Source organism: Natronomonas sp. EA1, from assembly GCF_051195035.1.
Taxonomy (GTDB): Archaea; Halobacteriota; Halobacteria; order Halobacteriales; family Haloarculaceae; genus JBNTJV01.
Map to the genome: position 1 here is coordinate 347,154 of NZ_JBNTJV010000001.1, position 20,618 is coordinate 367,771.

The following is a 20,618-nucleotide window of genomic DNA, read 5'->3' on the forward strand; positions in this document are numbered from 1 at the left end:
TGCTTAGACCTCGACGTAGCTCCCGGAGAGGACGTCGGGGATGTTCACACCGTAGACCGTGGTCGCGCCGGACTGGTCGACGATGCGGAGAGTCGCCTCTTCGCCCTCAGCGAGGCCGTCACCTTCGATTGCGGACGCATCGACGGTGATCTTCACACGGTCGCCGTTATCGTCGAGGACCTCGCCGCTCGTGGTCCCCTTCACGTCCGCCGACGAGAACTCGGACGCACTCGTCGATGCTGCGTGCGTCAGGGTCGCGGAGCTCCCGGAACTGGTGTACTCGATGGTCGCCTCCGTGAGGTCGATGGGGTCCGATCCGGCCGACTTCTTCACGATGAGTGTGACGGTGTCGACGTCGTTGTTGGTCGTATCGACGACGCCGGTCGCGCTAATCACGTCGATCTGGTTCGAGACCTGACTCTGCGCGTCTGCGCCGGTGTCCTGTGCCTGACTCTGGAGGAGTCCAGCCGTGTTGACGAGGACGCCCGCGGCGACGGCAGCGACCAGCACCAGTGCGATGAAGATGATGAGGGTCCCGATACCGACCTGCCCGCGGTCGTCGTCGTCGGTGATTCGCTCGAACATGTTAGACGGTCACGTAGTTGTTGCTCCCGAGCACGTCGGGGACGTTCACGCCGTAGATGGTCGTCGCGCCGGACTGGTCGACGATGCGGAGCGTCGCCTCTTCACCCTCAGCGAGGCCGCCGCCCTCGATGGAATCGACGTTGACGGTGACCGTCACGCGCTCACCGTTGTCGTCGAGAATCGTCGCGGAGTCGCCCTTCTCGATGGCCGTCGAGAACGTCGTCCCGTCCGCCGTGCCACCGTGGGTGAGCGTCGCGGAACTCCCCGAGCTCGTATACTCGATGGTCGCCTCTTCGAGGTCGATCGGATCGGAGCCGGCCGACTTCTTCACGACGAGTCTCACGGTGTCTACGTCGTCGTCGCTCCCGGCGTTCTCCCCGGTCGCGCTCACGACGTCGATCTGGTTCGAGACTTGTGACTGTGCGTCTGCACCGGTATCCTGCGCCTGCGACTGGAGCAGCCCGGCGGTGTTGACGAGGACGCCCGCGGCGACGGCAGCGACCAGCACCAGCGCGATGAAGATGATGAGGGTCCCAATGCCGACCTGCCCGCGGTCGTCGTCGTTCGATTGTGCGAATTTCATGGTCTATGTGTCCGCCCACGTGCCGACCGTGCTGGCGTGATGCCGGCCGCGGCAGCCGTCGGACGCGTGGGATCGTCCCACAGCTTCCTCGATGGTCGGTACCGTACTAAAGGCGGCATCGAACTCACGACGCGTTTCGAGGCGCGTTTCGGGACTCGATTCGGGCGGCGAAATGACGCGGCGGCCTATACCCCGAGACGGTGAGATACGTGTGTGCAACACGACTGCGGGAGCGGGGCGCCGCCCCGCGGAGGACACCAATGGACCTTGACCGACTTAGACGAACACTCGGGGGACGCTCGGAGGACGAGCCGATGAGCGAATCGGCCGACTCGACCTCCGAGCCGGAGGAACCGACGCCCGCGGCGCCCGCGGAGAACCGTATCCGCGAACTCACCGTTCGCCTCGACGACCTCGAGGAGGAGCTCGAACGGAAGGACTCGTCGATTCGGGCCGTCCGGACGGGCCAGGAGGAGCTCGCGGAGAGCATCGACGAGGTGAACGACACGGTTCGGCAGCTGCTCGGCGTGTACGACCAGTTGACGACCGAACAGAACCCCTTCGCCGAGCCGGACGAACCGCTGTTCGACACGACGGGGGCGACGGCCCACGCGGAGACGGCGCCACCCCAGCCCGTGGCAGTGGAGACGGGTGATTCTGACGACGCGCCCGCACAGCCCCCCGCGGGCGAGCCCACACACGAGCCCGCGGGCGGTGACGATACGGTTTCGTTCGACGACCTCCGGGACGCCTCGGAAGAGGAGTTCCTCTGGGAGGCCGACGAGGAGCCGGTCGCGAGCGAGGCTGACGACCCCCTCGACGAGGCCGCGCTGGAAGCGGAGCTGTTCGGCGAGTCGGCGGAGGCCGAGGCGAGGGTGGACGAGGCGACCGAGACCACCGACTCGGGGCCGGACCACGACGGCCTCTGGCTCGGCTCGCTCCCCTGCGGCTACGCCGGCGACGTGCTGGTGATGGAGTGGCTCGCCGTCCTCATGTCGCGGACGGGCCCGGCGGGCGCGTTCCGCGCGGTCCGACACTACGAGGAGATCGGCTGGATCTCCCCCGAGGTGAAACGGGGGCTCGTCGACCTGCTCGGCGGTCCGGACCTCGACCTTCACGTCGACCCGAGCCGGCCGGCGGAGCCGACGGCCGCGGACCACCAGGACAGTGTCGCGTTCATCCGGACGCTGTCGACCCTCTCGAACCTCTAATGGGGTTCAGCGTCAGCGGTGCGACGGCGGTCATCTTCGTCGGGCTCCTCGTGAGCGCCGCGGTGGCGTTCCCGACGCTCGAACGGAGTTCGGAACGCCGGACCGACGCCATCGACGCACACGGCGAGCGGAGCCTCGACCGCATGAACACGGACATCGACCTCATCAACGCCACGTACGACTCGCTGAACGACGAGCTGACGGTGTACGTCCGGAACAACGGGAGTACGACCCTCTCCGCGAACGCGACCGACCTCCTCGCGGACGGGGTCTATCTCACCCCCGACCGGCAGGTCGAAGGCGAGGTCCGTGACGTGTGGGCCCCCGGTGATGTGCTGCGGTTTCGGGCTGGAACCGGGCAGGGACCGCTCGGCAGCGAGCCTGCCCGCGTGAAGGTCGTCGCCGAGAACGGGGTCGCCACGACTGGAGGGGTGAACTAGATGGCCTCGGTCTCCGCCTCCACGCTCGTCATCTTCATCGCGGCGGTGGGTATCGCGGTCACCGTCTCGGGGACGATGGTCGAGAGCGTCACCGACATCTCCGACTCCATCGACCAGCGGAGCGTCGACGTGGCGAAGAGCATCGACACCGACGTCGAGGTCATCTCCGACGCCGGGAGCGACGCGGTCTCGAACGGCACCCACGTGACGCTGCTCGTGAAGAACACGGGTGAAGGGACCCTGCCGGCGAGCGCCGAGGACCTCGATCTCCTCCTCGACGGGCAGTACGTCGCTCCGAGCGACGTGACCGTCACCGTCATCGGTGGCGGCGACTGGCGCGAGGGGGCCGTCGTCCGGGTGGAGATCGCCCGCTCGCTCGGTGCCGGCGAACACCGCGCCGTCGTCATCATCAACGGGGAACGGGAGGTGTTCCGCTTCTACACATGAGCCACTACTCGCTCGGCCTCACGTCGCGTGACCGCGTGAACCACGCCTTCGGGGGTGGGCTGCCGAGCGGTGCCATCGTCCTCCTGCAGGGCCCGGACGGGTCGGGCAAGTCCGTCTGGACCCAGCGGATGGCCTACGGCCTCGCGGAGGAGGGGACGACGGTGGGTGTCACCTCCACCGACCTCACGGCCAGCGATTTCCTCGAGCAGATGCATTCGATCTCCTACGGCGTCACGGACCACCTGCTTTCGGACCGCATTCGGTTCTTTCACGCGGACGTGCAGGCGCACCCCGACCTGCTGGACCGACTTCTCACCCCGAGTCCGCTCTGGCGGCGTGACGTCGTCATCGTCGACGGGTTCGGCGCGCTCTGCCGGAACGACGCGGGCTTCGCCGCCGCGACCTCCCGTGGCCGGGAGGACCGCGCGATGGGGGCGGCCGTCTCGACGCTCCGCACCGCGGCCGCGACGGGGACCGTCGTCGTCGTGACCGTGAACCCCGGGTTCGTCAGCGAGGACGCCCTCCAGCCCCTGCGCGGGGCCGCGGACGTACTCCTCGAACTCCGCACGAAGCCCGTCGGGAACGAACTGCGGCGGGAGGCGCTCGTCCGGCGGTTCGCCGGGATGAAAGCCCCCGTCGATGACACCATCGGCTTCGCGGTCCAGCAGGGCCGCGGCGTCGTCATCGAATCCAGGACCATCGCATGAGCCTCGAGAGCGCCCCCCAGAAACTGCGGGACGTGGCCGCGGAGCATCCACACGTCCGCGACCACCTGGAGGCGTTCTACGACCGGACGGGGACGTTCCCGGAGTACGCGGAGGAGCCGACGAATGAGCACGCCACACGCAAGCCGAACGTGCTGTTCCCCGCGGAGCCACCCATCTTCTCGCACGTCTTCGGCCGGCCCGGCGAGGACACCACGTACTACTGTCTGGAGCCGACGCTCTCCGACGCGGAGAAACAGCTCTACGAGGACGTCCGCCAGCAGGTGCTCGACCGCTCGGTGACGAAGCCCGCACCCAGCGGGGACGAGGAGTTCACGGCCTACCTCGACGAGCTGGTCGACGAGATCCTCACCGTGGGCGACGGTGCGGCCTCCACGCTCGCGAGCATCCGCCAGCGCCTCGTCGGCGACCGGTTCGCCGTCACGCAGGAGACGTACGACCGCCTGCACTACAACCTCCAGCGGGATATCGTCGGGCTCGGGCCGCTCGAGCCCGTCATGGCCGACCCGGAGAACGAGGACATCCACGTCATCGGCCCCGACTCGTGTTACGTCTCGAACGGGGTCTTCGGGATGGTGAGGACCACCGCCGACTTCGGCGAACCCGACGAGTTCGAAAACTGGATCCGCAACATGGGCGAGCGGATGAACCACCCCGTCAGCGACGCGAACCCCATCATCGACTCCACGCTGCCGAACGGCTCGCGTATCAACATCATCTACTCCGACGACGTGTCGATTCAGGGCCCCTCCCTCACCATCCGGCAGGGTGAGGACGTGCCCCTCTCCGTGCTCCAGCTCACCGCCTGGAAGACGCTCTCGCCCGAGCTCGCCGCCTACCTGTGGCTCTGTATGGAGAACGAACAGACCGTCTTCGTCGTCGGCGAGACGGCCTCCGGGAAGACGACGACCCTGAACTCGATGTTCTCGTTCATCCCGCGGGACCACAAGATCTACACCGCGGAGGACACCGCCGAGGTGATGCCACCCCACGAGAACTGGCAGCAACTCCTCACGCGGGAGGGGAAAGGCGATGACGGTGGCGTGGACACGTTCGACCTGGTCGCCGCCGCGCTGCGCTCGCGCCCGGACTACATCGTCATGGGCGAGGTGCGGGGGGCGGAGGGGCAGATGGCGTTCCAGGCGGCCCAGACGGGCCACCCGGTGATGCTCACCTTCCACGCCTCGGACATCGTCTCGATGATCCAGCGCTTCACGTCGAACCCCATCAACGTCCCCGAGACGTTCATGTCGAACTGCGACGTGGCGCTCTTTCAAAATCGGGTCAAACGCGGGGACAAGGTGCTCCGGCGGGTGACCTCGGTCCAGGAGATCGAGGGCTACTCCTCCCACGAGAACGGGGTCATCACCCGCGAGGCGTTCACCTGGGACCCCCGCGACGACGAGATCGTCTTCAAGGGGCAGAACAACAGCCACGTCCTCGAGAACCAGATCGCCACGCTGCTCGGCTACGACGACACCAGGAAGATCTACGACGAGCTGGAGCGGCGCGCGGAGATCATCCGCCGACTCATCGACGGGGGAGTGCTCGGATACGAGGAGGTGAACGACGCCATCGAGACGTTCCAGCGCGACGGCGTCGAGGAGCTCCCCATCGATATCGCAGGGCTGACGGAGGTCGGTGGGTGATGCCGCGGGAGGCGCGGGAGGCGCGGGAGGTGCCCCGCTGATGGTCTCCAGCGAGGGGTTTGAACTCGACCTCCGGGACGCCATCGCGGCCGTCATCGACGCCTACCGGTACATGGACATCCCGGTGGAGCGCTACGCGATGTTCGTGCTCGCCCCGGCGGTGACGTTCCTCCTGGGGTCGCTCACCGCGCTGATTCTGTTCCCGCTCCCGCTTCTCGTCTCCCTCCCGCTCGTGGCGCTCGCGGGGCTGCTCAGCATCACGGCCGTCGCGTACCCGAAAGTCGTCCAGGACAGAAAACGGAAGGAGATCCGCGAGCGGTTTCACCTCTTTCTCACCCACATCACCGTCCTCTCGTTGACGAACATCGACCGGGTGGAGATCTTCCGCACCCTCGCGAACGTCGAGGAGTACGGGGCCCTCGCGGAGGAGATGGGCCGCATCGTCGCGCTCGTCGACACGTGGAACCAGTCGCTCGACGACGCCTGCCGGATGCGCTCGAAGCGCGTCCCCTCGGACCTCCTGTCGGACTTCCTCGAACGGCTGGCGTACACCGTCGGCGCGGGGCAGGCCCTCGACGAGTTCCTCGTGGACGAACAGGAGTCCATCATCCTGGGGTTCGTCATCCGGTACGAGTCGGACCTGGCGAAACTCGACGTGCTCCAGGAGATGTACCTCTCGCTCATGCTCTCGACGACGTTCATCCTCGTCTTCTCGACGGTGCTGCCGCTCCTGCTGGGGGTCCCGCCCACCCTGCTCGTGGGCGGGGTCGTCGCCATGTTCGCCGTCGTGCAGGCCGGGTTCCTCTTCGTCATCCACACCATCGCGCCGTGGGACCCGCTGTGGCTCATCGGCCCGCGCTCGCCCGCGAAGAAGATGCAGGTGCCGCTCGTCGTCGGTGTGGCCGGCGTCGGCGTCGTGGCGGCCGGGGTGCTGGCGGTCGGGTTCGGGCTGACCCCGTTCGCCCCCGACGCTATCCCGCGCCCGCTGTACGTCGCCATCCCGCTCACCCCGCTGCTCTACCCGGCGCTCGTCATCCGCCGGGAGGAGCGCCGCGTGAAGTCGCGCGACGAAGCCTTCCCCTCGTTCATTCGGGCGCTCGGGGGCGTCGAGTCCGTGAAACAGACCTCGACGGCGAACGTACTCGCATCGCTGCGCAAGAAGGATTTCGGCTCGCTCACGGCGAACGTCGACGGCCTCTACAAGCGACTCAACACCCGTATCGACCAGGCGGAGTCCTGGCGGCTGTTCGCCGCGGAGACCGGCTCGTATCTCATCCAGAAGTTCGGTGAGATGTACGTCGTCGGCCGGCGGATGGGTGGCGACCCGAAACAGCTGGGCCAGGTCATCTCGACGAACCTGAGTCAGGTGCTCCGGGTGCGCGAGCAGCGCGCGCAGGCGACGGCGACGTTCACCGGTGTCATCTACGGGATCACGGCCGCGAGCATCTTCTCCTCGTTCATCGGCCTGGAGATCGCGGGGCAGATGCTCGAGATCACACAGACCCTCGGTGAGGGGAACAGCGAGCTGATGACGATGCTGTTCTCGCCGGGGCTCTACGACATCGAACTCATCGAGGCGCTGCTCCTCGTCGTCGTGCTCGTGAACGCGATGCTCTCCTCGCTCATGATCCGACTCACGGACCGGGGGCACACGACGAACGCCTACCTCCATTTCGTCCTGCTGGCGTGGATCGGGGCACTCGTCGCCGTGCTCACCCAGTGGGTGGTCGGCGGCGTGATTCAGCTGTGACTCACCGCTCGATACCGGGTGCGCCTTATTAGAGGGGGGGTGCGTAGCACGCCCATGCACGAGCCCACGACGAAGCCCTATCTCGACTCCGTCCGCGGGGTCGCCGACGTCGAGACCGTCATCGAATGGGCGCGCTATCTCGGGACGACCTTCGGCACCGGGGGCGCGCTGAACGCGCTGCGGTACTACCAGCGGCTGAACTGGATCACCCCCGAAGTGCGAGCCGACCTCGAACGCCATCTCGGGGGGCTCTCCATCGAGGAGATTCACACGAAGAAGTACGACGAGCCGGGGACGCTCGACGAGCCGCTGGAGTCGCTCTCCGGTACGCCGTTCGGGACCCACGCCCGGTCGCTCTCGTACATCGCGGCCATCGCGGGCGACGACCTGACGAGTGACCTCCTCCGGAACCGGATGGCAGAGCGCCACGCCGGGACGGAGGTGCCGAGCGCCGAGATATTCGTCGCGGACGGTGGGGAGGATAGATAGGACTAACTGTCCCACCCCGGAGGCCACGGGTATGCACGGAGGGAGCGAATGGTCGACCCGGTGACCGTCGCCGCGTTCGCCGGCCTCGCGTTCGCCGGCGGGGCCCTCGGCGCGGCGATCGGCGGGCTGAACGCCTACGCGCTCGCGGGCGTCGCCGTCGTCGTCGGTGAACTCGCCACGATACTCCGCGGCGGGGTCGCGTCCGTCGGCCCGCCCGACGCGGCCGCGCTCGGCGCGACCGGTATCACCGCATCGGTGGGTCTGGGGCCGCTGTTCGGCCCGCACGTCGCCTTCGCCGGCGGGGTCGCCGCGGCCGCCTACGCCGCCCGCCGGGGCCACGTCGATGCCGAGTTCCCGTACTACGATGCCAAGCACGTCACCCACGCGCTGGCGCGCACCCCGGACGCGCTCGTCGTTGGGGGCGTGTTCGGCGTCCTCGGGCTTGGGCTCACGACCGCCAGCGCCGCCCTCGGCCTCCCGTGGGGGCCGCTCTCCTTCGCCGTCGTCGTCAGCGGGCTCTGTCACCGTATCGCGTTCGGCTATCCGATCATCGGCGAGGTCGACGGAGGAATCCTCGACATGTCGCCGTTCTCGCGGGGTGAGCGGCGCGAGTCGCTGTACCGCATCGAGAGCGATGGCGGGGGAGACGACGGATCCGCGAACGAAACCGAGTCCACGGAGGGGGCCACCGACGAACCGCGCTATCTCGTCGAGCCGTGGCTCCCCCACCAGTCTGACTGGCTGGTCGCTGGCGGGGTTGGTGCGCTCGCCGGCGGGCTCGCGGCCGTGCTCACGTACCTGACGGGGAGTCCACTGCTCCCCTTCGGTCTCGCGGCCGCGGGACTCGCGCTGTTCGCGTTCGATATCGAGCCGGTGCCGGTCACCCACCACATGGCCCTCCCGGCGGGGATCATCGTCGTCGCGCTCGTCGGCGTCCTGAACCCGGGTGCCATCGACGGCACGGCGTACATCCCCCCGGCGACCATCGCGGCGTCGGTGACCCTCCCGTTCGCGGTGGGTGTCGGCGCCGTCGTCGGGGTCACGAGCGCGCTCGTCGGCGAACTCGCCCAGCGCGTGCTCTACGCGCACGCGGACACCCACCTCGACCCGCCGGCGGTCGCCATCCTCGTCGTGACGTTCGGAATCGCCGTCCTCGACATGGTGGGCGTGTTCACCCAGAACGTGATCCCGGCGCTGTGAGGGTCGGAACTACGCCTGCACGGGGTTGTACGTCCCGTTGATGTCCCACTCGTGGATGCAGTACTTCCGGCCGACCCGTTTCTCGCCGTCCACCGTGGCGATGACCCACGTCTCGCGGTCGCCGTCCCACACCTCCTGTCGGGCACAGCGTTCGCAGGCGCGTTCCGTCGGGGGGACGATGGTGGTCATACGCGGTTCGAGGGTGGGAGTCGGCTTCAACCCTGCGACCGTAGGGGGTTTTGCCCACCCCCTCCAAGGCCGGGTATGCGCCGACGCGCCGCCCTCGCCACCATCGGGGCCGCTCTCTCCGGGCTCGCCGGCTGTGCGACCGAGACGGGCTCTCCGACGCCGGCCGCGCTCGACTTCTCGTTGCCCGCGTTCGAGTCGGGGCGAGTCCCACCCCGGTTCACCTGCGACGCCGCGGAGCCGGTCTCGCCACCGGTCGCCATCGAACGGGTCCCCGAGCCGACGGAGTCGCTCGCCTTCGCCGTGGAGTTCCCGAACGACGTGGGCTCCGTGCTCGCCCACTGGTCCATCTGGGATATCCCTCCCGACACCCGCGAGATTCCGCGGGGCGTTCCCCCGACGAAGACGGTGCCCTCGCTCGGCGGGGCGAAACAGGGACGAAACGAGATCGGGCGGGTCGGCTACCTGCCGCTGTGTCCGCCACCGGGGGACCCCCGGGAGTTCTGGTTTACGCTGTACGCGTTGCGTGAACCCCTCGATTTGCCCGGGGGCGCGTCGAAAGACGACTTCGACGAGGCGCTCGAATCCGCACAGCTCGCGGGGCGGTTGCTGACGGCGACGTACGAGCGAGGGGAGTAGCGCGCCGACAGCTGACGGCGACGTACGAGCGAGGGGAGTAGCGCGCCGACAGCTGACGGCGACGTACGAGCGAGGGGAGTAGCGCGCCGACAGCTGACGGCGACGTACGAGCGAGGGGAGTAGCGCGCCGACAGCTGACGGCGACGTACGAGCGAGGGGAGTAGCGCGCCGACAGCTGACGGCGACGTACGAGCGAGGGGAGTAGCGCGCCGACAGCTGACGGCGACGTACGAGCGAGGGGAGTAGCGCGCCGACAGGGGTAGGGCCAAGAGGCAGCCCGCTCTGTCTCGGGTATGGGCTTCCACACGTTCGACCCCGCCCGGGCGTCGAAACTCGACGACCCGACCAGGTTCCAGTACGTCTCCGTCGAGGAGCTGCTCGGCGCGCTCGAGGGCGGCCGCGTGCTCGATCTCGGGAGTGGGACGGGCTTCTACTCGTCGCGGCTCGCGCCCGCGGTCGAGGAGCTGCTGGCGCTGGACCTCGAACCCGCGATGCACGGCCACTTCCGGGAGACGGGCGTGCCGGAGAACGTCCACCTCCTCACCGCCGTCGCCGACCACCTCCCCCTTCGTTCGGGAAGCGTCGATGGCGTGGTCTCCACGATGACCTACCACGAGTTCGCCACGCCTGCAGCCCTCTCGGAGCTCGCGCGCGTCTGCCCGCCCGGTGCGCCCGTGGTACTCGCGGACTGGTCGGCCGACGGCCCGGGGGAAGCCGGGCCACCGACGACGGAGCGGTACACCGCGGCGGAAGCGACCGAGGCCCTCACAGCGGCGGGGTTCACGGTCGACCGGATGGAAGAACGCCGCGAGACGTGGCTCCTCGTCGCCAGCGCAGAATAGGGACGAACCTTCCCGACAACTTCATTACCATGTCACTCCTACCCATGGATACCGGCGAGCCACGAGGGCACACCGGACGACCAGCCACGAACCGTGGGAGACACGGATTCAGGGACCGCAAGGTCGCTGAAGACGGACCCCAGAGGAACGTGGTGGTTAGGGGTGGCAACTGAAACACCTGTAACAGGGTGGCGAAGTCACACGCCTCGAAGGAAGACCGCAACGACCCACAACCGACCCAGCCGGCTGGGACGGTACGAAGGCAAAGTACCGGACGTCGCGTGAGTGACGTTCGGGAATCCACAAACGTTCGTAACACAGCGGACGACTCGGGAAGTGCCGTACGGGTCGTGGAAAACGTTTCCCGTCCGGGCTCCAATCGTGGCCCGCCCGCTTCTCCCGTCTCCGCGCTTTCAGTACCTACTTCCGTGTCTCGACCGCCGCGAGATACTCCTCTAAGAGCCGCGGGAAATCACGACCTTTCAGATACCGGAGCCCGAACGCTTCGGCCCAGTTGATGATCCCCTGGTCCTCCGTGACGACGCCCGCGTCCAGCTCGCGCGCGAGGATGAGCAGGTCGAAGTCCTCCCGGGAGTCGAGCACGCCCTGCCGGAGCGTCTGGCGGTACTCGTCGCGCAGATCCGAGATGACCCGGTCCACCTCCGACATCTCGGGGTGGCCGTTCTCCTCCCCCTGGCGTTTCTCGGCCTTCCGGACGGCCTTCTCCGAGACCCGGAGCCCGCGGTTGACCCGCTGTGACATCTCCTCGATAAACTCGTAGACGATCTCCGCGGGGATCATCACCTCGTAGCGGGCGGGGTTCTTTTTGATGACCCAGGTGTTGAGCCGCGCACGGGTCTCCCCGCTCACGTCGCGGCGGGCGAGCATCCCCAGCAGCTCCTCGTAGATGGACGGTGGGTAGTAACAGGAGATGTTGAGCTCGAGCCGCGCGGCCGCGATGAGATCGAGCAGCCGCGAGACGGCCTCCTCGACCCCCTCGTCGTCCTTCCGGATCTCGTCGGTGATGAACACGGAGGTGTCGAGGACGAAGCGTTGTTTGAGGGGATACGTCATACCTGAGCTACTTCGGGAGGACGTATCAACTCTCGGGCGGGACTTATCGCCCCGGAGCCCGTCTTTCGGGGTATGGAGCTCTCGCGTTCGCCCCCGGAGTCGATCGAATCGCACCTGACGGGGTCGTACTACCGTGGGAGGAAGTACCGGTACCTCCCCAAGGCGCGAAGCGGGATCCCCCGGGGCACGTCGTACTTCGCCGACGGGCCGGCCATCGGCTTCCCGAAAGTGCCGCGCGCGCTCGTCGCGGAGACGGCGTTCCCACAGACCTTCGACGGGCGCGTCTGGGTCGAGGAGAAGCTGAACGGCTACAACGTCCGGCTTGTTCGGGTGGCGGGGTTCGACGACCCGCTCGCGCTCACGCGTTCCGGGCGCGTCTGTCCGTACACGACCTCCCGGCTCGCCCGGACCCTCTCGCTCGACGACTTCTTCGAGGCCCACCCCGACGCCATCCTCTGTGGCGAGGTCGTGGGCCACGAGGCGCCGTACACCGACCACGCCTACCCGGACGTGGACTCGATGGCGTTTCGCGCGTTCGACGTGCGGGACCGCCGCACCGGCACCCCGCTCCCCGTCGAGGACCGCCGCGACCGACTCGACGAGTACGGCCTCCCGCAGGTCCCCCTGCTCGGCGTCTTCGACGCCCCCGACGCGGGGACGGAGGTCCGTGCGCTCATCGCCGACCTCCACGACCGGGGTCGCGAGGGTGTCGTCGCCAAGTCGGCCGACGGGGAGACGATGCTCAAGTACACCACCTCCTACGCGAACCAGGGTGACCTCCGGTACGCCTTCTCGCTCCCGTTCGAGTGCGGCCGGGATTTCATCTTCCGGCGGGTGATCCGCGAGGCCTTCCAGGCGGTCGAGGAGGGGGAAGACGGGGAGGCGCTCCGGGAGCGCGCCCACGGGCTCGGCGAGTCGATCCTCTGCCCCACCGTCGAGGCCATCCGGGCGGTCCAGCGGGGTGACCCGGTCGGGGAACGACACACGGTGCGGGGGACCGACGCGGAGCTCCGGGCGCTGCTCGACCATCTGGAGGCACAGGGGCTCGACGTGGCCGTGGAGTCCCGCAGCGAGGGGGCGCTCACCTTCCGCAAGCTCTCCCACTCGACGATGGACAAGTGTCGGTACTACCTCGACGGGGGAACGGTCACCGATTAGAACTCGGGGAGGTCGTCGGGCGCTTCGAACGCGGACTCCCACTCGATGTACTCCGATTTCAGCGTCTCGGAGACGGTCTGGCCCAGCTCCGCGAGCGCGGCGTTGATAGCCGAGACGGTGGACCACGACTCCAGTTCCGGGTGGAGTTCGCGTTCGCGCCAGTCCTCGGGGATGCCGGGGGCGTGATACCCCACGCGGTCGGCGAAGTCGTCCCAGAAGAAATCGAACATGTCGAACATCTCTAAATCGTGGGCGATGGCGAACTCCTCGGGCGTGAGGTCGGTGTGTTCGGCCCACTCGTTGAACGCCCGGTCCCACGCCCCCTCGTCGAGGTACGCCTGGAGCTCCTGGCGGCGGTACTCGTCGCCCATCACGTCGACGTCGTCGTACTGGTCGACGGACTGGTCGACCTCGAGGGTCGGTGGTGCCGGTGGTTCGACCGCTAATCCCATACCCGTGTTTGGCTGTCGGACGGCAAAAAGGCGGCTGGTCTTTTCACGGAGGCGACCGTTCCCCGGGGTATGGACCACGTACTGGTGCCGGTCGACGACAGCGAGCTCGCGCGTAGTGCGCTCGACCACGCGGTCGAACAGTACCCCGAGGCGACGATCCACCTGCTTCACGTCGTGGACCTCGTCGACGCGGGGGTGGGCGCACCCCCAGGCCCCGACGTGGTGGCCTACTACGAGAAGTGGTACGACACGGCCGAGGAGCGCGCGGTGGAGCTGTTCGACGAGCTCACGAGCGACCTCGACCGGGAGGTCGAAACCGCTATCGAGATGGGGCCGCCCGCACGGACCATCGTCAACTACGCGGACGAGGCCGGCATCGACCTCATCGTGATGGGGAGCCACGGCCGGTCGGGCGTCTCCCGGGTGCTCCTCGGGAGCGTCGCGGAGGCCGTCGTCCGGCGGGCGGGCTGTCCCGTCCTCGTCGTGCGGTGATGGACGGGGCTGTAGCGGAATCGCTCGACACGCTCGCGGGCACGACGGTGTGTGCGCTTCCCGACGGCAGCGTCGACAGACACGTCCACGTCCACGACTCGGAGACCCGGCTCACGGACCGCGAGACGTTCGGCGAGCGGATCGCGGCCGGGGAGCGCTCCTTCCGGTTCGTCGAGCAGTGGACCGGTGTGGGGGGACAGGCGGTCAACGTCGCCCGCCAGAGCCACGCGCTCGGTGCCGAGACGACGCTGTTCGGGCACGTCGATCCCGGCCTCCCGTTCGAGACGGTCACCCTCGGCGACCCCGCGCAGGTGACGGTCTGTGAGTTCGAGGCGGGGGACGTGATGCTCGCGACGGAGTCGGAGGACCTCAGACGGTGTGACGCCGAGCGGCTGGCCGAGGTCGGCGCGTTCGACCGGGCGCCCGACGTGTGGGTGGTGACGAACTTCGTGTCGGTGCCGGGGGTCGCCGACGTGCTGGCGGCTCTCCCCGGGTCGGCGCCGTGCGTGCTCGACCCCGGCCCGATAACCGGAATCGGCTCGGACCGCGCGGCGCGGCTCGCGTCTGTGGTCTCGGACCGGACGGTCATCAGCGCGAATCGCGGGGAGCTCTCGGCGCTCGCGGACGCGCTCGACACCTCGGTGGCGTCGCTGCGCGAGACGCTCGGGGTGCGGGCCGTCGTCGTCCACGAGACGGACGAGGCGGTCGCCTTCCACGGGGAGCGGACGGCCGTCGAGAACTTCGACGCCCGCGAGATCAGCGAGCGCACGGGGGCCGGGGACTGCTTCTCCGCCGGCCTCGCGCTCGCGCTCGGGACGGGGTGGGAGCTGGAGCGGGCGCTGGCGCTCGGGAACCGGTGTGCCAGCTACCACGTCGAGCGGGCTGGGATGGGGACTCCGGAGGAGCTCCGGTCGTTCAGATAGCCTCAGTCGAGCCGGTCGACGACCTGCTCCAGCTGTTCCCGCTGTTTCTCGATGGCGCGCTCACGAAGCGCCTGCTCCTCCTCGGTCGGGGTCGTCAGGTCGGGGACCTGGGTGGGCTTCCCGTCGTCGTCGAGCGCGACGAAGGTGAAGAAGGACGTGGTGGTCTCGTGCTGGTCGCCGGTGCGGGGGTCCTCCGCCTCGACGGTGACGCGGACGTCGACGGAGGTGCGGCCGACGTTGTAGACGTAGGCGTTGATGAGCGCCACCTCCCCGAGGTCGATGGGGGCGACGAAATCCACGTGGTCCATCGAGGCGGTGACGCACTGCCGGCCCGAAAACCGCATCGCGGCGATGGCGCCGGCGATGTCCATCCAGTGGAGGACCGCGCCCCCGAGCGCGCGCCCGAGGTTGTTCGTGTCGTTCGGCAGCAGCATCTCGGTCATCTGCGTGTGCGAATCGGCGAGCGTCGACTCCATACTCCCAGTCGATGCGGGTCGGCGAAGGGGTTTGTGGTCTCGGGGAGGGGTCTCGGAACCGACCTGTCCACGAGCGAAAACGAGGGCGAAAGCCGTAAACGGCGTCCGTTGGAAGGGAGCCCAATGGCAGAACAGGTCGCACACGAAGGGTCGGTCCGGGTCGTCGGGACCGCCCACGTGTCCGCCGACTCCGTCGACGAGGTGGAGTCGGTCATCGAAGCCGAAAAGCCGGACGTGGTCGCCGTCGAACTCGACGAAGGGCGCTATCGCCAGCTCAAAGGGGAGACGCCCGACGACCTCGACGCGTCGGACCTCCTGCAGGGGAACACCGTCTTCCAGTTCCTCGCGTACTGGATGCTCTCGTACGTACAGGCGCGGATGGGCGAGCAGTTCGACATCACGCCCGGCGCGGAGATGCTCGCCGCCATCGAGAGCGCGGAGGCCCACGACATCGACGTGGCGCTCGTCGACCGGGACATCCAGATCACCATCCAGCGGTTCTGGGCGCGGCTCTCGGCGCTGGAGAAACTGAAACTGATCGGCTCGCTCGCGCTCGGGGTGACCGACCCCCGGAGCATCGGGCTCGCCGTGGGGCTCTCCATCGGGCTGTTCGTGGGCGTGCTCGCGGAGGCGCTCGCCGGACCGCTCATCGTCCCCGCGGCACTCGCGCCGGGGCTCGTCGTCGCCGTCGCCGACTTCCTTCTCATCGCGCTCGGCATCGGCCTCCTCATCGGGGTACCGCTGGCGCTGGCGCTCGCGGCCAGCGTCCCCGAGGAGGACCTCTCGGAGTTCGACCCGTCCGATCTGACGGACACCGACGTGGTGAGCATGATGATGGCGGAGTTCCGGCAGTTCTCCCCCGGTGGGGCCGAGGCACTCATCGACGAGCGGGACGCCTACATCGCCCACCAGCTCGTGGGTCTCCGGAGAGCGGGGAAGGACGTCGTCGCCATCGTCGGGGCAGGGCACCGCGAGGGGATCGAACGCTACCTCGCGAACCCCGAGACGCTGCCGCCGATGGCGTCGCTCGTGGGCCAGCAGTCGTCCAGATTTTCGGTGTACAAGGCGTTCGGCTATCTCTTTACGCTGGGATTCCTCGTCTTCTTCGCGCTCGTCGCGATGGCCGGCGTGAGCAACGCCTTCCTCTTCCGGCTGTTCGCCGCGTGGTTCATCGTCAACGCCATGTTCACGTTCGCGCTCGCCAAAATCGCGGGGGCCCACTGGACCTCCGCGGGAGTCGGTGGGGCCGTCGCGTGGCTCACGTCCGTGAACCCCCTGCTCGCACCGGGCTGGTTCGCTGGCTACGTCGAACTCAGATACATCAACGTGAACGTCTCGGACATCTCGACGCTGAACGAGCTCATCGCGGACGAGGAGCGGCCGATTCCGGACCTCGCGCGTGACCTGCTTTCGGTGCCCCTGTTCAAACTCATCGTCGTCGTCGCGCTGACCAACGTCGGAAGCTTCGTCGGGAGCGTCGTCTTCGCCACGGTGCTCATCCCGCTTTTGTTCGCGGAGGTCGGTGGCGTCGACGAGATCGCGCGGCTGATGCTCCAGGGGGCCCAGAACAGCATCGATATCCTCACGGGTGGGCTGCTGTGAGGTTCCACGACGGCGAGGTTCGCGACCTGCTCATCGCGTGGGTCGCCCTCGGAGTCGCGTTCACGCTGTTCGTGGTCCCGAGTCGGTTCCTCCTGCCTCCCTCCGCGGGCCTCATCGACGTACTTGGACGCATCTTCGTCCTCTCGATGCTCACCGTGGGGGTGGGGTTCCTCCTCCACGAACTGGCACACAAGGTCGTCGCCGTCCAGTTCGGGCAGGTGGCCGCGTTCCGGGCCGACTACACGATGCTCGCGCTCGCCATCGGGGCGGCGCTCGCGGGCTTCCTCTTCGCCGCCCCCGGCGCGGTCTACCACTCGGGGCGCATCACCGAGCGGGAGAACGGCCTCATCGCCGTCGCCGGCCCGCTGACGAACGTCGCGCTCGTCGGCGTGTTCTTCCCGTTCACGTTCGTCGGTGGGACCATCGGCGCGGCGGGGCAGCTGGGCGTCACCGTCAACGCCGCGCTCGCCGCGTTCAACATGCTCCCGTTCGGCCCCCTCGACGGGAAGAAAGTGCGACGCTGGAGCACCGCGGTGTTCGTCCCCGTGTTCGTGGGCTGTGTCGGGCTCGCGGCCTACGCCATCCTCTTCGTCGGCTTCCCGGTCTGAACACCACTCTGTACCTTTCTCGTCTCTCGAACCCACGACGATACACGAACGCGCATAGATTTCCCAGCGGAACCGGCATTCTTTTGCGGGCGTGTCCCGCGCCTTCCACCATGACCGAGGACGAGGAGGGGCTCACCTACTCCGACGCTGGCGTCGACATCGAAGCGAGCGAGGCGGCCACCGCGGCGCTCATCGGCGCGGCCGGCGAGTTCGAGGGGGACTACGCCGGGTTGCTCGACATCGGAGACCGCTATCTCGCCCTCGCCACGGACGGCGTGGGGACGAAACTCCTCGTCGCCGAGGCCCTCTCCGACTACTCCACCATCGGCATCGACTGCATCGCGATGAACGTGAACGACCTCGTGGCCGCGGGGGTTCGGCCCGTCGCGTTCGTCGACTACCTCGCCGTCGAGGTGCCGGACGACGCCGAGGCCGAGCAGGTCGGCGAGGGGCTCAAGGCTGGGGCCGAGGAAGCGAACATCGCCCTCGTCGGCGGCGAGACGGCCGTGATGCCCGACGTCATCAACGGACTGGACCTCGCGGGCACCTGCGCGGGGCTCGCCGGGAAAGACGAGGTGTTCGACGGCGAAGCCGAGGAAGGCGACGTGCTCGTCGGCTGGGCTTCCTCGGGCATCCACTCCAACGGCCTCACGCTCGCCCGCGAGGCCGCGACCCGGAACCACGACTACACCGACGCCTACCCGAAGGAGGGGTACGACACCGTGGGGGAGGCCCTCTTGGAGCCGACGCGCATCTACACCTACCTCCTCGACGCGCTCCACGCAGTCGAGACGCATGCCGCGGCCCACGTTACCGGAGGCGGGTGGACGAACCTCTCGCGGATGGGCGAGTTTCGGTACGAAATAGAGGACCCGCACCCGGTCCAGCCCGTCTTCGAGTTCGTGCAGGAGGAGGGGAACGTTTCGAAAGAAGAGATGCACCGGACGTTCAACATGGGGACGGGGTTCGTCGCGGCCGTCTCCGAGGAGGATGCCGAGAAACTGGTCGCGGAGACGGACGGGAAGATCATCGGCCGCGTCGCAGAGGGCGATTCGGTCGAGGTTCGCGGGCTGTCGCTCTAATTCTGATACTCAGCCACAGCCGAGAGACCTCTGTGGAGTAGCTCTGCAACGACTGTCACGTAGGTTGTCACTTGTACCGTTCTGATTGCAGCATCCGCGGGTCCTCCACCCGGAACTGCATCGACAGCGGGAATCCCGACAATCACACCACCGAGATACTGTGTCAGAAGCCTCGTTTCGATCACGGCAGCCAAAAGCAGGTAATTCGTACACATGTACGCGAGCAGGGCGAGTGCAGGCGCAGCGACTGCCAGCTTCCCTTTCTCCTGTCGCATCCGTTGGTACGAGCTCTTCCAGAACCGGGCGGAAATAACAATCAATGAGGCAGTCACGACTGCTAGTCCTGCCTCGTATCCCATTGCTTCTGTCGTTTGTCTCATCGCCCAAATCGCCGTGTTGATTCCGATGAGACACAGCACGGCTACCGAGACCGGTACGCTCCAGCCGATTGCTACCCATCTCCAGAAGGAGGGAGTATCTACGCCTCGCGGGTCGCCCCGGCTCATTTCGGTTACCCGAGCCGCGACGCCACATCGGCCTCCGTGATGATGCCGACCGCGTCGCCGCCTTCGGTGACCATCACTGCTTTGTAGTATTCGAGGAGATGCCGGACCTCGTCGATGTTCGCGTTGGCCGAGACGGTGGGGAACGACTCGGCCATGAACTCCGAGACGGGCTTGTCGCGGGCGTCCTCCTCGACGCCTACCAGATCGGACTGGCTGATAGAGCCCACGGGGCGGCCGTGTTCCAGCACGGGAAGCTGTGAGTAGGCCTCCTTGTTCATCCGGCGGACGGCGTCCTTGACGGCGTCGTCCGGCGCGACGGCGATAATCTCGTCGTGCATCAGATCGCGCGCGCGGAGGACGTTCCCCTCGGCCTCCTGCAGGGCGTTCACGATGCGGCGGAGGGTGGAGAGCCGCGGGTCCACGTCACCGCCCTCGATGCGGGCAATGAGGGGCTGGGAGACATCGGCGCGGTCGGCCAGCTCGCTCTGCGTGAGCCCGAGCTGGTGGCGCTTCTCGCGGAGGTCCGCGGGCGTGGGTAGGTCCATACCCGTAATTACTCGGGGTAATTGAAAAGGGTTTCCACCCCGTCGAAAATGTCTCGGGGTTATTCCTCGACGTTTATTTCGGCGCTATCGATGACCTTCAGGGGCACGTCGCGCAGGGCACCGCCGATCTCCTTCTTGGCGACGCGGCGGGCGTGCTGGTCGGACTCGACGTTGAAAACCTTCATCTCCATCTGGAGGCCGACGAGCGCGGTGTCGGCGGCCACGAAGACGGAGTCGAACGGCTCGGCACAGGCGGGACAGTGGGTCGCACCCACGCCGACCTCGACGTAGTCCATGTCCTTCTGATTCAGGCGCTTCCCGGCTTCGCTGACGGCGACGCCGATGGCGTCGTCCACTTCCTCGACGTCACGAACCAACCAGGCGGCTTCCATCGCCACGACGTAATCTGACATACCCAGAACAGGGGTTTCCGGGGGTTATTGTCTTGTGGTTTCGAGCGAGCCCGTCCCGTGCGAGCGCGGACCGTGCTCTGGGCTCGCGGCCAGGATTCGGTCACCGCGCACGTCACTCGAATCATCGCTATAACTTATGGGAATCCTCCGAATCACGTCGCGCTCGCTTCCCGGTGGCTCCGGCGGAACTCCGGTGTGGTTGTCCCCAGTGCAACCAGGGTGGAACCGCACGACGTGGCGGCTGTGTTACGGACCCACAGTCGCCGAACCGAGCGATGGAGTTATGTACACCTACCGGCTTCGAGCGCACAACGGCATGACATCCCCGCTGTACCGCGCCACGCTGTTCGCCACGTACCAGACGACCATCGCCCTCGGCGTCCTGCTGCTGCCGATCGCGCTCCTCGCCCGGAAGGCCGGGCTCCCCCTCCCACTCGACCGCGTCATCGCTCGCGTCGGGGCCGCCTACGAGGCGGCGAACGCCCAGTAACCCGACTGCCGACGCTCGGATACGCCACCACGCGGAGCGCCCGAAGGGTTG

At 67.7% G+C, this 20,618-nt stretch carries 26 protein-coding genes; 17 read left to right on the forward strand and 9 right to left on the reverse strand.

Annotated elements, in window-relative coordinates; all coding sequences use genetic code 11:
• Positions 1 to 3: 3 nt before the first annotated feature.
• Both ACQUQR_RS01900 and ACQUQR_RS01905 read right to left on the reverse strand, forming a co-directional pair.
• Complete coding sequence (locus ACQUQR_RS01900; protein ID WP_435194295.1) at positions 4 to 585, reverse strand: archaellin/type IV pilin N-terminal domain-containing protein; 582 nt, start codon at positions 583 to 585, stop codon at positions 4 to 6.
• A 1-nt stretch (position 586) separates the two neighbouring features.
• A complete protein-coding gene (locus ACQUQR_RS01905; RefSeq protein WP_435194297.1) occupies positions 587 to 1,168 on the reverse strand; it encodes an archaellin/type IV pilin N-terminal domain-containing protein in 582 nt (193 codons plus the stop codon).
• Between the two features lie 314 nt (positions 1,169 to 1,482).
• Between ACQUQR_RS01905 and ACQUQR_RS01910 the strand changes: the two genes are divergently transcribed.
• From ACQUQR_RS01910 to ACQUQR_RS01945, 8 genes are read left to right on the forward strand one after another with little or no spacing between them, the layout of a single operon-like run.
• On the forward strand, positions 1,483 to 2,379 hold the full coding sequence (locus ACQUQR_RS01910) for a FlaD/FlaE family flagellar protein (RefSeq protein ID WP_435194298.1): 897 nt from the start codon (positions 1,483 to 1,485) through the stop codon (positions 2,377 to 2,379).
• Positions 2,379 to 2,819 carry a flagellin gene (locus ACQUQR_RS01915; protein WP_435194300.1) on the forward strand — a complete coding sequence of 147 codons (441 nt, stop codon included), beginning with the start codon at positions 2,379 to 2,381 and terminating at the stop codon, positions 2,817 to 2,819. The genes ACQUQR_RS01910 and ACQUQR_RS01915 overlap by 1 nt, the downstream gene beginning before the upstream one ends.
• The gene (locus tag ACQUQR_RS01920) at positions 2,820 to 3,266 is read left to right on the forward strand and encodes a flagellar protein G (RefSeq protein ID WP_435194301.1); all 447 of its coding nucleotides are present in this window, start codon (positions 2,820 to 2,822) and stop codon (positions 3,264 to 3,266) included.
• Positions 3,263 to 3,973, forward strand: a complete 711-nt coding sequence (locus tag ACQUQR_RS01925; RefSeq protein WP_435194302.1) for an ATPase domain-containing protein — start codon at positions 3,263 to 3,265, stop codon at positions 3,971 to 3,973. Before ACQUQR_RS01920 ends, ACQUQR_RS01925 begins: the two co-directional genes overlap by 4 nt.
• Positions 3,970 to 5,640 carry a type II/IV secretion system ATPase subunit gene (locus ACQUQR_RS01930; protein ID WP_435194304.1) on the forward strand — a complete coding sequence of 557 codons (1,671 nt, stop codon included), beginning with the start codon at positions 3,970 to 3,972 and terminating at the stop codon, positions 5,638 to 5,640. The genes ACQUQR_RS01925 and ACQUQR_RS01930 overlap by 4 nt, the downstream gene beginning before the upstream one ends.
• A gap of 40 nt (positions 5,641 to 5,680) precedes the next feature.
• A complete protein-coding gene (gene flaJ, locus ACQUQR_RS01935) occupies positions 5,681 to 7,390 on the forward strand; it encodes an archaellar assembly protein FlaJ (RefSeq protein WP_435194306.1) in 1,710 nt (569 codons plus the stop codon).
• Positions 7,391 to 7,444: 54 nt separating this feature from the next.
• Positions 7,445 to 7,879 (forward strand): FlaD/FlaE family flagellar protein, encoded by a 435-nt coding sequence (locus tag ACQUQR_RS01940; protein ID WP_435194308.1) that lies wholly within the window; start codon positions 7,445 to 7,447, stop codon positions 7,877 to 7,879.
• Positions 7,880 to 7,927: 48 nt separating this feature from the next.
• A complete protein-coding gene (locus tag ACQUQR_RS01945) occupies positions 7,928 to 9,079 on the forward strand; it encodes a hypothetical protein (RefSeq protein ID WP_435194309.1) in 1,152 nt (383 codons plus the stop codon).
• Between the two features lie 9 nt (positions 9,080 to 9,088).
• Here ACQUQR_RS01945 and ACQUQR_RS01950 read toward each other — a convergent pair whose 3' ends face one another.
• Positions 9,089 to 9,268, reverse strand: coding sequence for an HEWD family protein (locus ACQUQR_RS01950; protein ID WP_435194310.1), 180 nt, complete (start codon positions 9,266 to 9,268; stop codon positions 9,089 to 9,091).
• 75 nt (positions 9,269 to 9,343) lie between these two features.
• On the opposite strand from ACQUQR_RS01950, the gene ACQUQR_RS01955 reads away from it, so the two are divergent.
• Both ACQUQR_RS01955 and ACQUQR_RS01960 read left to right on the forward strand, forming a co-directional pair.
• Entirely contained in the window at positions 9,344 to 9,904 is a 561-nt protein-coding gene (locus ACQUQR_RS01955; protein WP_435194312.1) for a YbhB/YbcL family Raf kinase inhibitor-like protein, read from the forward strand.
• Between the two features lie 293 nt (positions 9,905 to 10,197).
• On the forward strand, positions 10,198 to 10,746 hold the full coding sequence (locus ACQUQR_RS01960; protein ID WP_435194313.1) for a class I SAM-dependent methyltransferase: 549 nt from the start codon (positions 10,198 to 10,200) through the stop codon (positions 10,744 to 10,746).
• 420 nt (positions 10,747 to 11,166) lie between these two features.
• Here ACQUQR_RS01960 and ACQUQR_RS01965 read toward each other — a convergent pair whose 3' ends face one another.
• Positions 11,167 to 11,820, reverse strand: a complete 654-nt coding sequence (locus tag ACQUQR_RS01965) for an RNA ligase partner protein (protein WP_435194314.1) — start codon at positions 11,818 to 11,820, stop codon at positions 11,167 to 11,169.
• Positions 11,821 to 11,892: 72 nt separating this feature from the next.
• On the opposite strand from ACQUQR_RS01965, the gene ACQUQR_RS01970 reads away from it, so the two are divergent.
• Positions 11,893 to 12,978, forward strand: a complete 1,086-nt coding sequence (locus ACQUQR_RS01970) for an RNA ligase (RefSeq protein ID WP_435194316.1) — start codon at positions 11,893 to 11,895, stop codon at positions 12,976 to 12,978.
• Here ACQUQR_RS01970 and ACQUQR_RS01975 read toward each other — a convergent pair.
• Positions 12,975 to 13,430 carry a hypothetical protein gene (locus ACQUQR_RS01975; protein ID WP_435194318.1) on the reverse strand — a complete coding sequence of 152 codons (456 nt, stop codon included), beginning with the start codon at positions 13,428 to 13,430 and terminating at the stop codon, positions 12,975 to 12,977. The two genes, ACQUQR_RS01970 and ACQUQR_RS01975, sit on opposite strands and share 4 nt — an antisense overlap.
• A gap of 69 nt (positions 13,431 to 13,499) precedes the next feature.
• Between ACQUQR_RS01975 and ACQUQR_RS01980 the strand changes: the two genes are divergently transcribed.
• Both ACQUQR_RS01980 and ACQUQR_RS01985 read left to right on the forward strand, forming a co-directional pair.
• Positions 13,500 to 13,922: a universal stress protein gene (locus tag ACQUQR_RS01980; RefSeq protein ID WP_435194319.1), complete on the forward strand. Its 423-nt coding sequence runs from the start codon at positions 13,500 to 13,502 to the stop codon at positions 13,920 to 13,922.
• The gene (locus tag ACQUQR_RS01985; protein WP_435194321.1) at positions 13,922 to 14,845 is read left to right on the forward strand and encodes a PfkB family carbohydrate kinase; all 924 of its coding nucleotides are present in this window, start codon (positions 13,922 to 13,924) and stop codon (positions 14,843 to 14,845) included. Before ACQUQR_RS01980 ends, ACQUQR_RS01985 begins: the two co-directional genes overlap by 1 nt.
• Positions 14,846 to 14,847: 2 nt before the next feature.
• Here the strand turns inward: ACQUQR_RS01985 and ACQUQR_RS01990 are convergent, their stop codons facing one another.
• Positions 14,848 to 15,321, reverse strand: coding sequence for an acyl-CoA thioesterase (locus ACQUQR_RS01990; RefSeq protein WP_435194323.1), 474 nt, complete (start codon positions 15,319 to 15,321; stop codon positions 14,848 to 14,850).
• Positions 15,322 to 15,444: 123 nt separating this feature from the next.
• Here ACQUQR_RS01990 and ACQUQR_RS01995 point away from each other — a divergent pair, with 123 nt between their 5' ends.
• The 3 genes from ACQUQR_RS01995 to purM all read left to right on the forward strand — a co-directional run bounded on the left by ACQUQR_RS01995 (position 15,445) and on the right by purM (position 18,613).
• Positions 15,445 to 16,923, forward strand: a complete 1,479-nt coding sequence (locus ACQUQR_RS01995) for a TraB/GumN family protein (RefSeq protein ID WP_435194324.1) — start codon at positions 15,445 to 15,447, stop codon at positions 16,921 to 16,923.
• Positions 16,920 to 17,531 (forward strand): metalloprotease, encoded by a 612-nt coding sequence (locus ACQUQR_RS02000; protein WP_435194326.1) that lies wholly within the window; start codon positions 16,920 to 16,922, stop codon positions 17,529 to 17,531. Before ACQUQR_RS01995 ends, ACQUQR_RS02000 begins: the two co-directional genes overlap by 4 nt.
• Positions 17,532 to 17,641: 110 nt before the next feature.
• Complete coding sequence (purM, locus tag ACQUQR_RS02005) at positions 17,642 to 18,613, forward strand: phosphoribosylformylglycinamidine cyclo-ligase (RefSeq protein WP_435194328.1); 972 nt, start codon at positions 17,642 to 17,644, stop codon at positions 18,611 to 18,613.
• Here the strand turns inward: purM and ACQUQR_RS02010 are convergent.
• The 3 genes from ACQUQR_RS02010 to ACQUQR_RS02020 all read right to left on the reverse strand — a co-directional run bounded on the left by ACQUQR_RS02010 (position 18,610) and on the right by ACQUQR_RS02020 (position 20,077).
• Complete coding sequence (locus tag ACQUQR_RS02010; protein ID WP_435194330.1) at positions 18,610 to 18,972, reverse strand: hypothetical protein; 363 nt, start codon at positions 18,970 to 18,972, stop codon at positions 18,610 to 18,612. The two genes, purM and ACQUQR_RS02010, sit on opposite strands and share 4 nt — an antisense overlap.
• Positions 18,973 to 19,124: 152 nt before the next feature.
• Complete coding sequence (locus ACQUQR_RS02015; RefSeq protein WP_435194332.1) at positions 19,125 to 19,664, reverse strand: CBS domain-containing protein; 540 nt, start codon at positions 19,662 to 19,664, stop codon at positions 19,125 to 19,127.
• 59 nt (positions 19,665 to 19,723) lie between these two features.
• Positions 19,724 to 20,077: a DUF555 domain-containing protein gene (locus ACQUQR_RS02020; RefSeq protein ID WP_435194334.1), complete on the reverse strand. Its 354-nt coding sequence runs from the start codon at positions 20,075 to 20,077 to the stop codon at positions 19,724 to 19,726.
• A gap of 316 nt (positions 20,078 to 20,393) precedes the next feature.
• Between ACQUQR_RS02020 and ACQUQR_RS02025 the strand changes: the two genes are divergently transcribed.
• A complete protein-coding gene (locus ACQUQR_RS02025) occupies positions 20,394 to 20,567 on the forward strand; it encodes a hypothetical protein (protein WP_435194336.1) in 174 nt (57 codons plus the stop codon).
• The last annotated feature ends 51 nt before the right edge of the window (positions 20,568 to 20,618 follow it).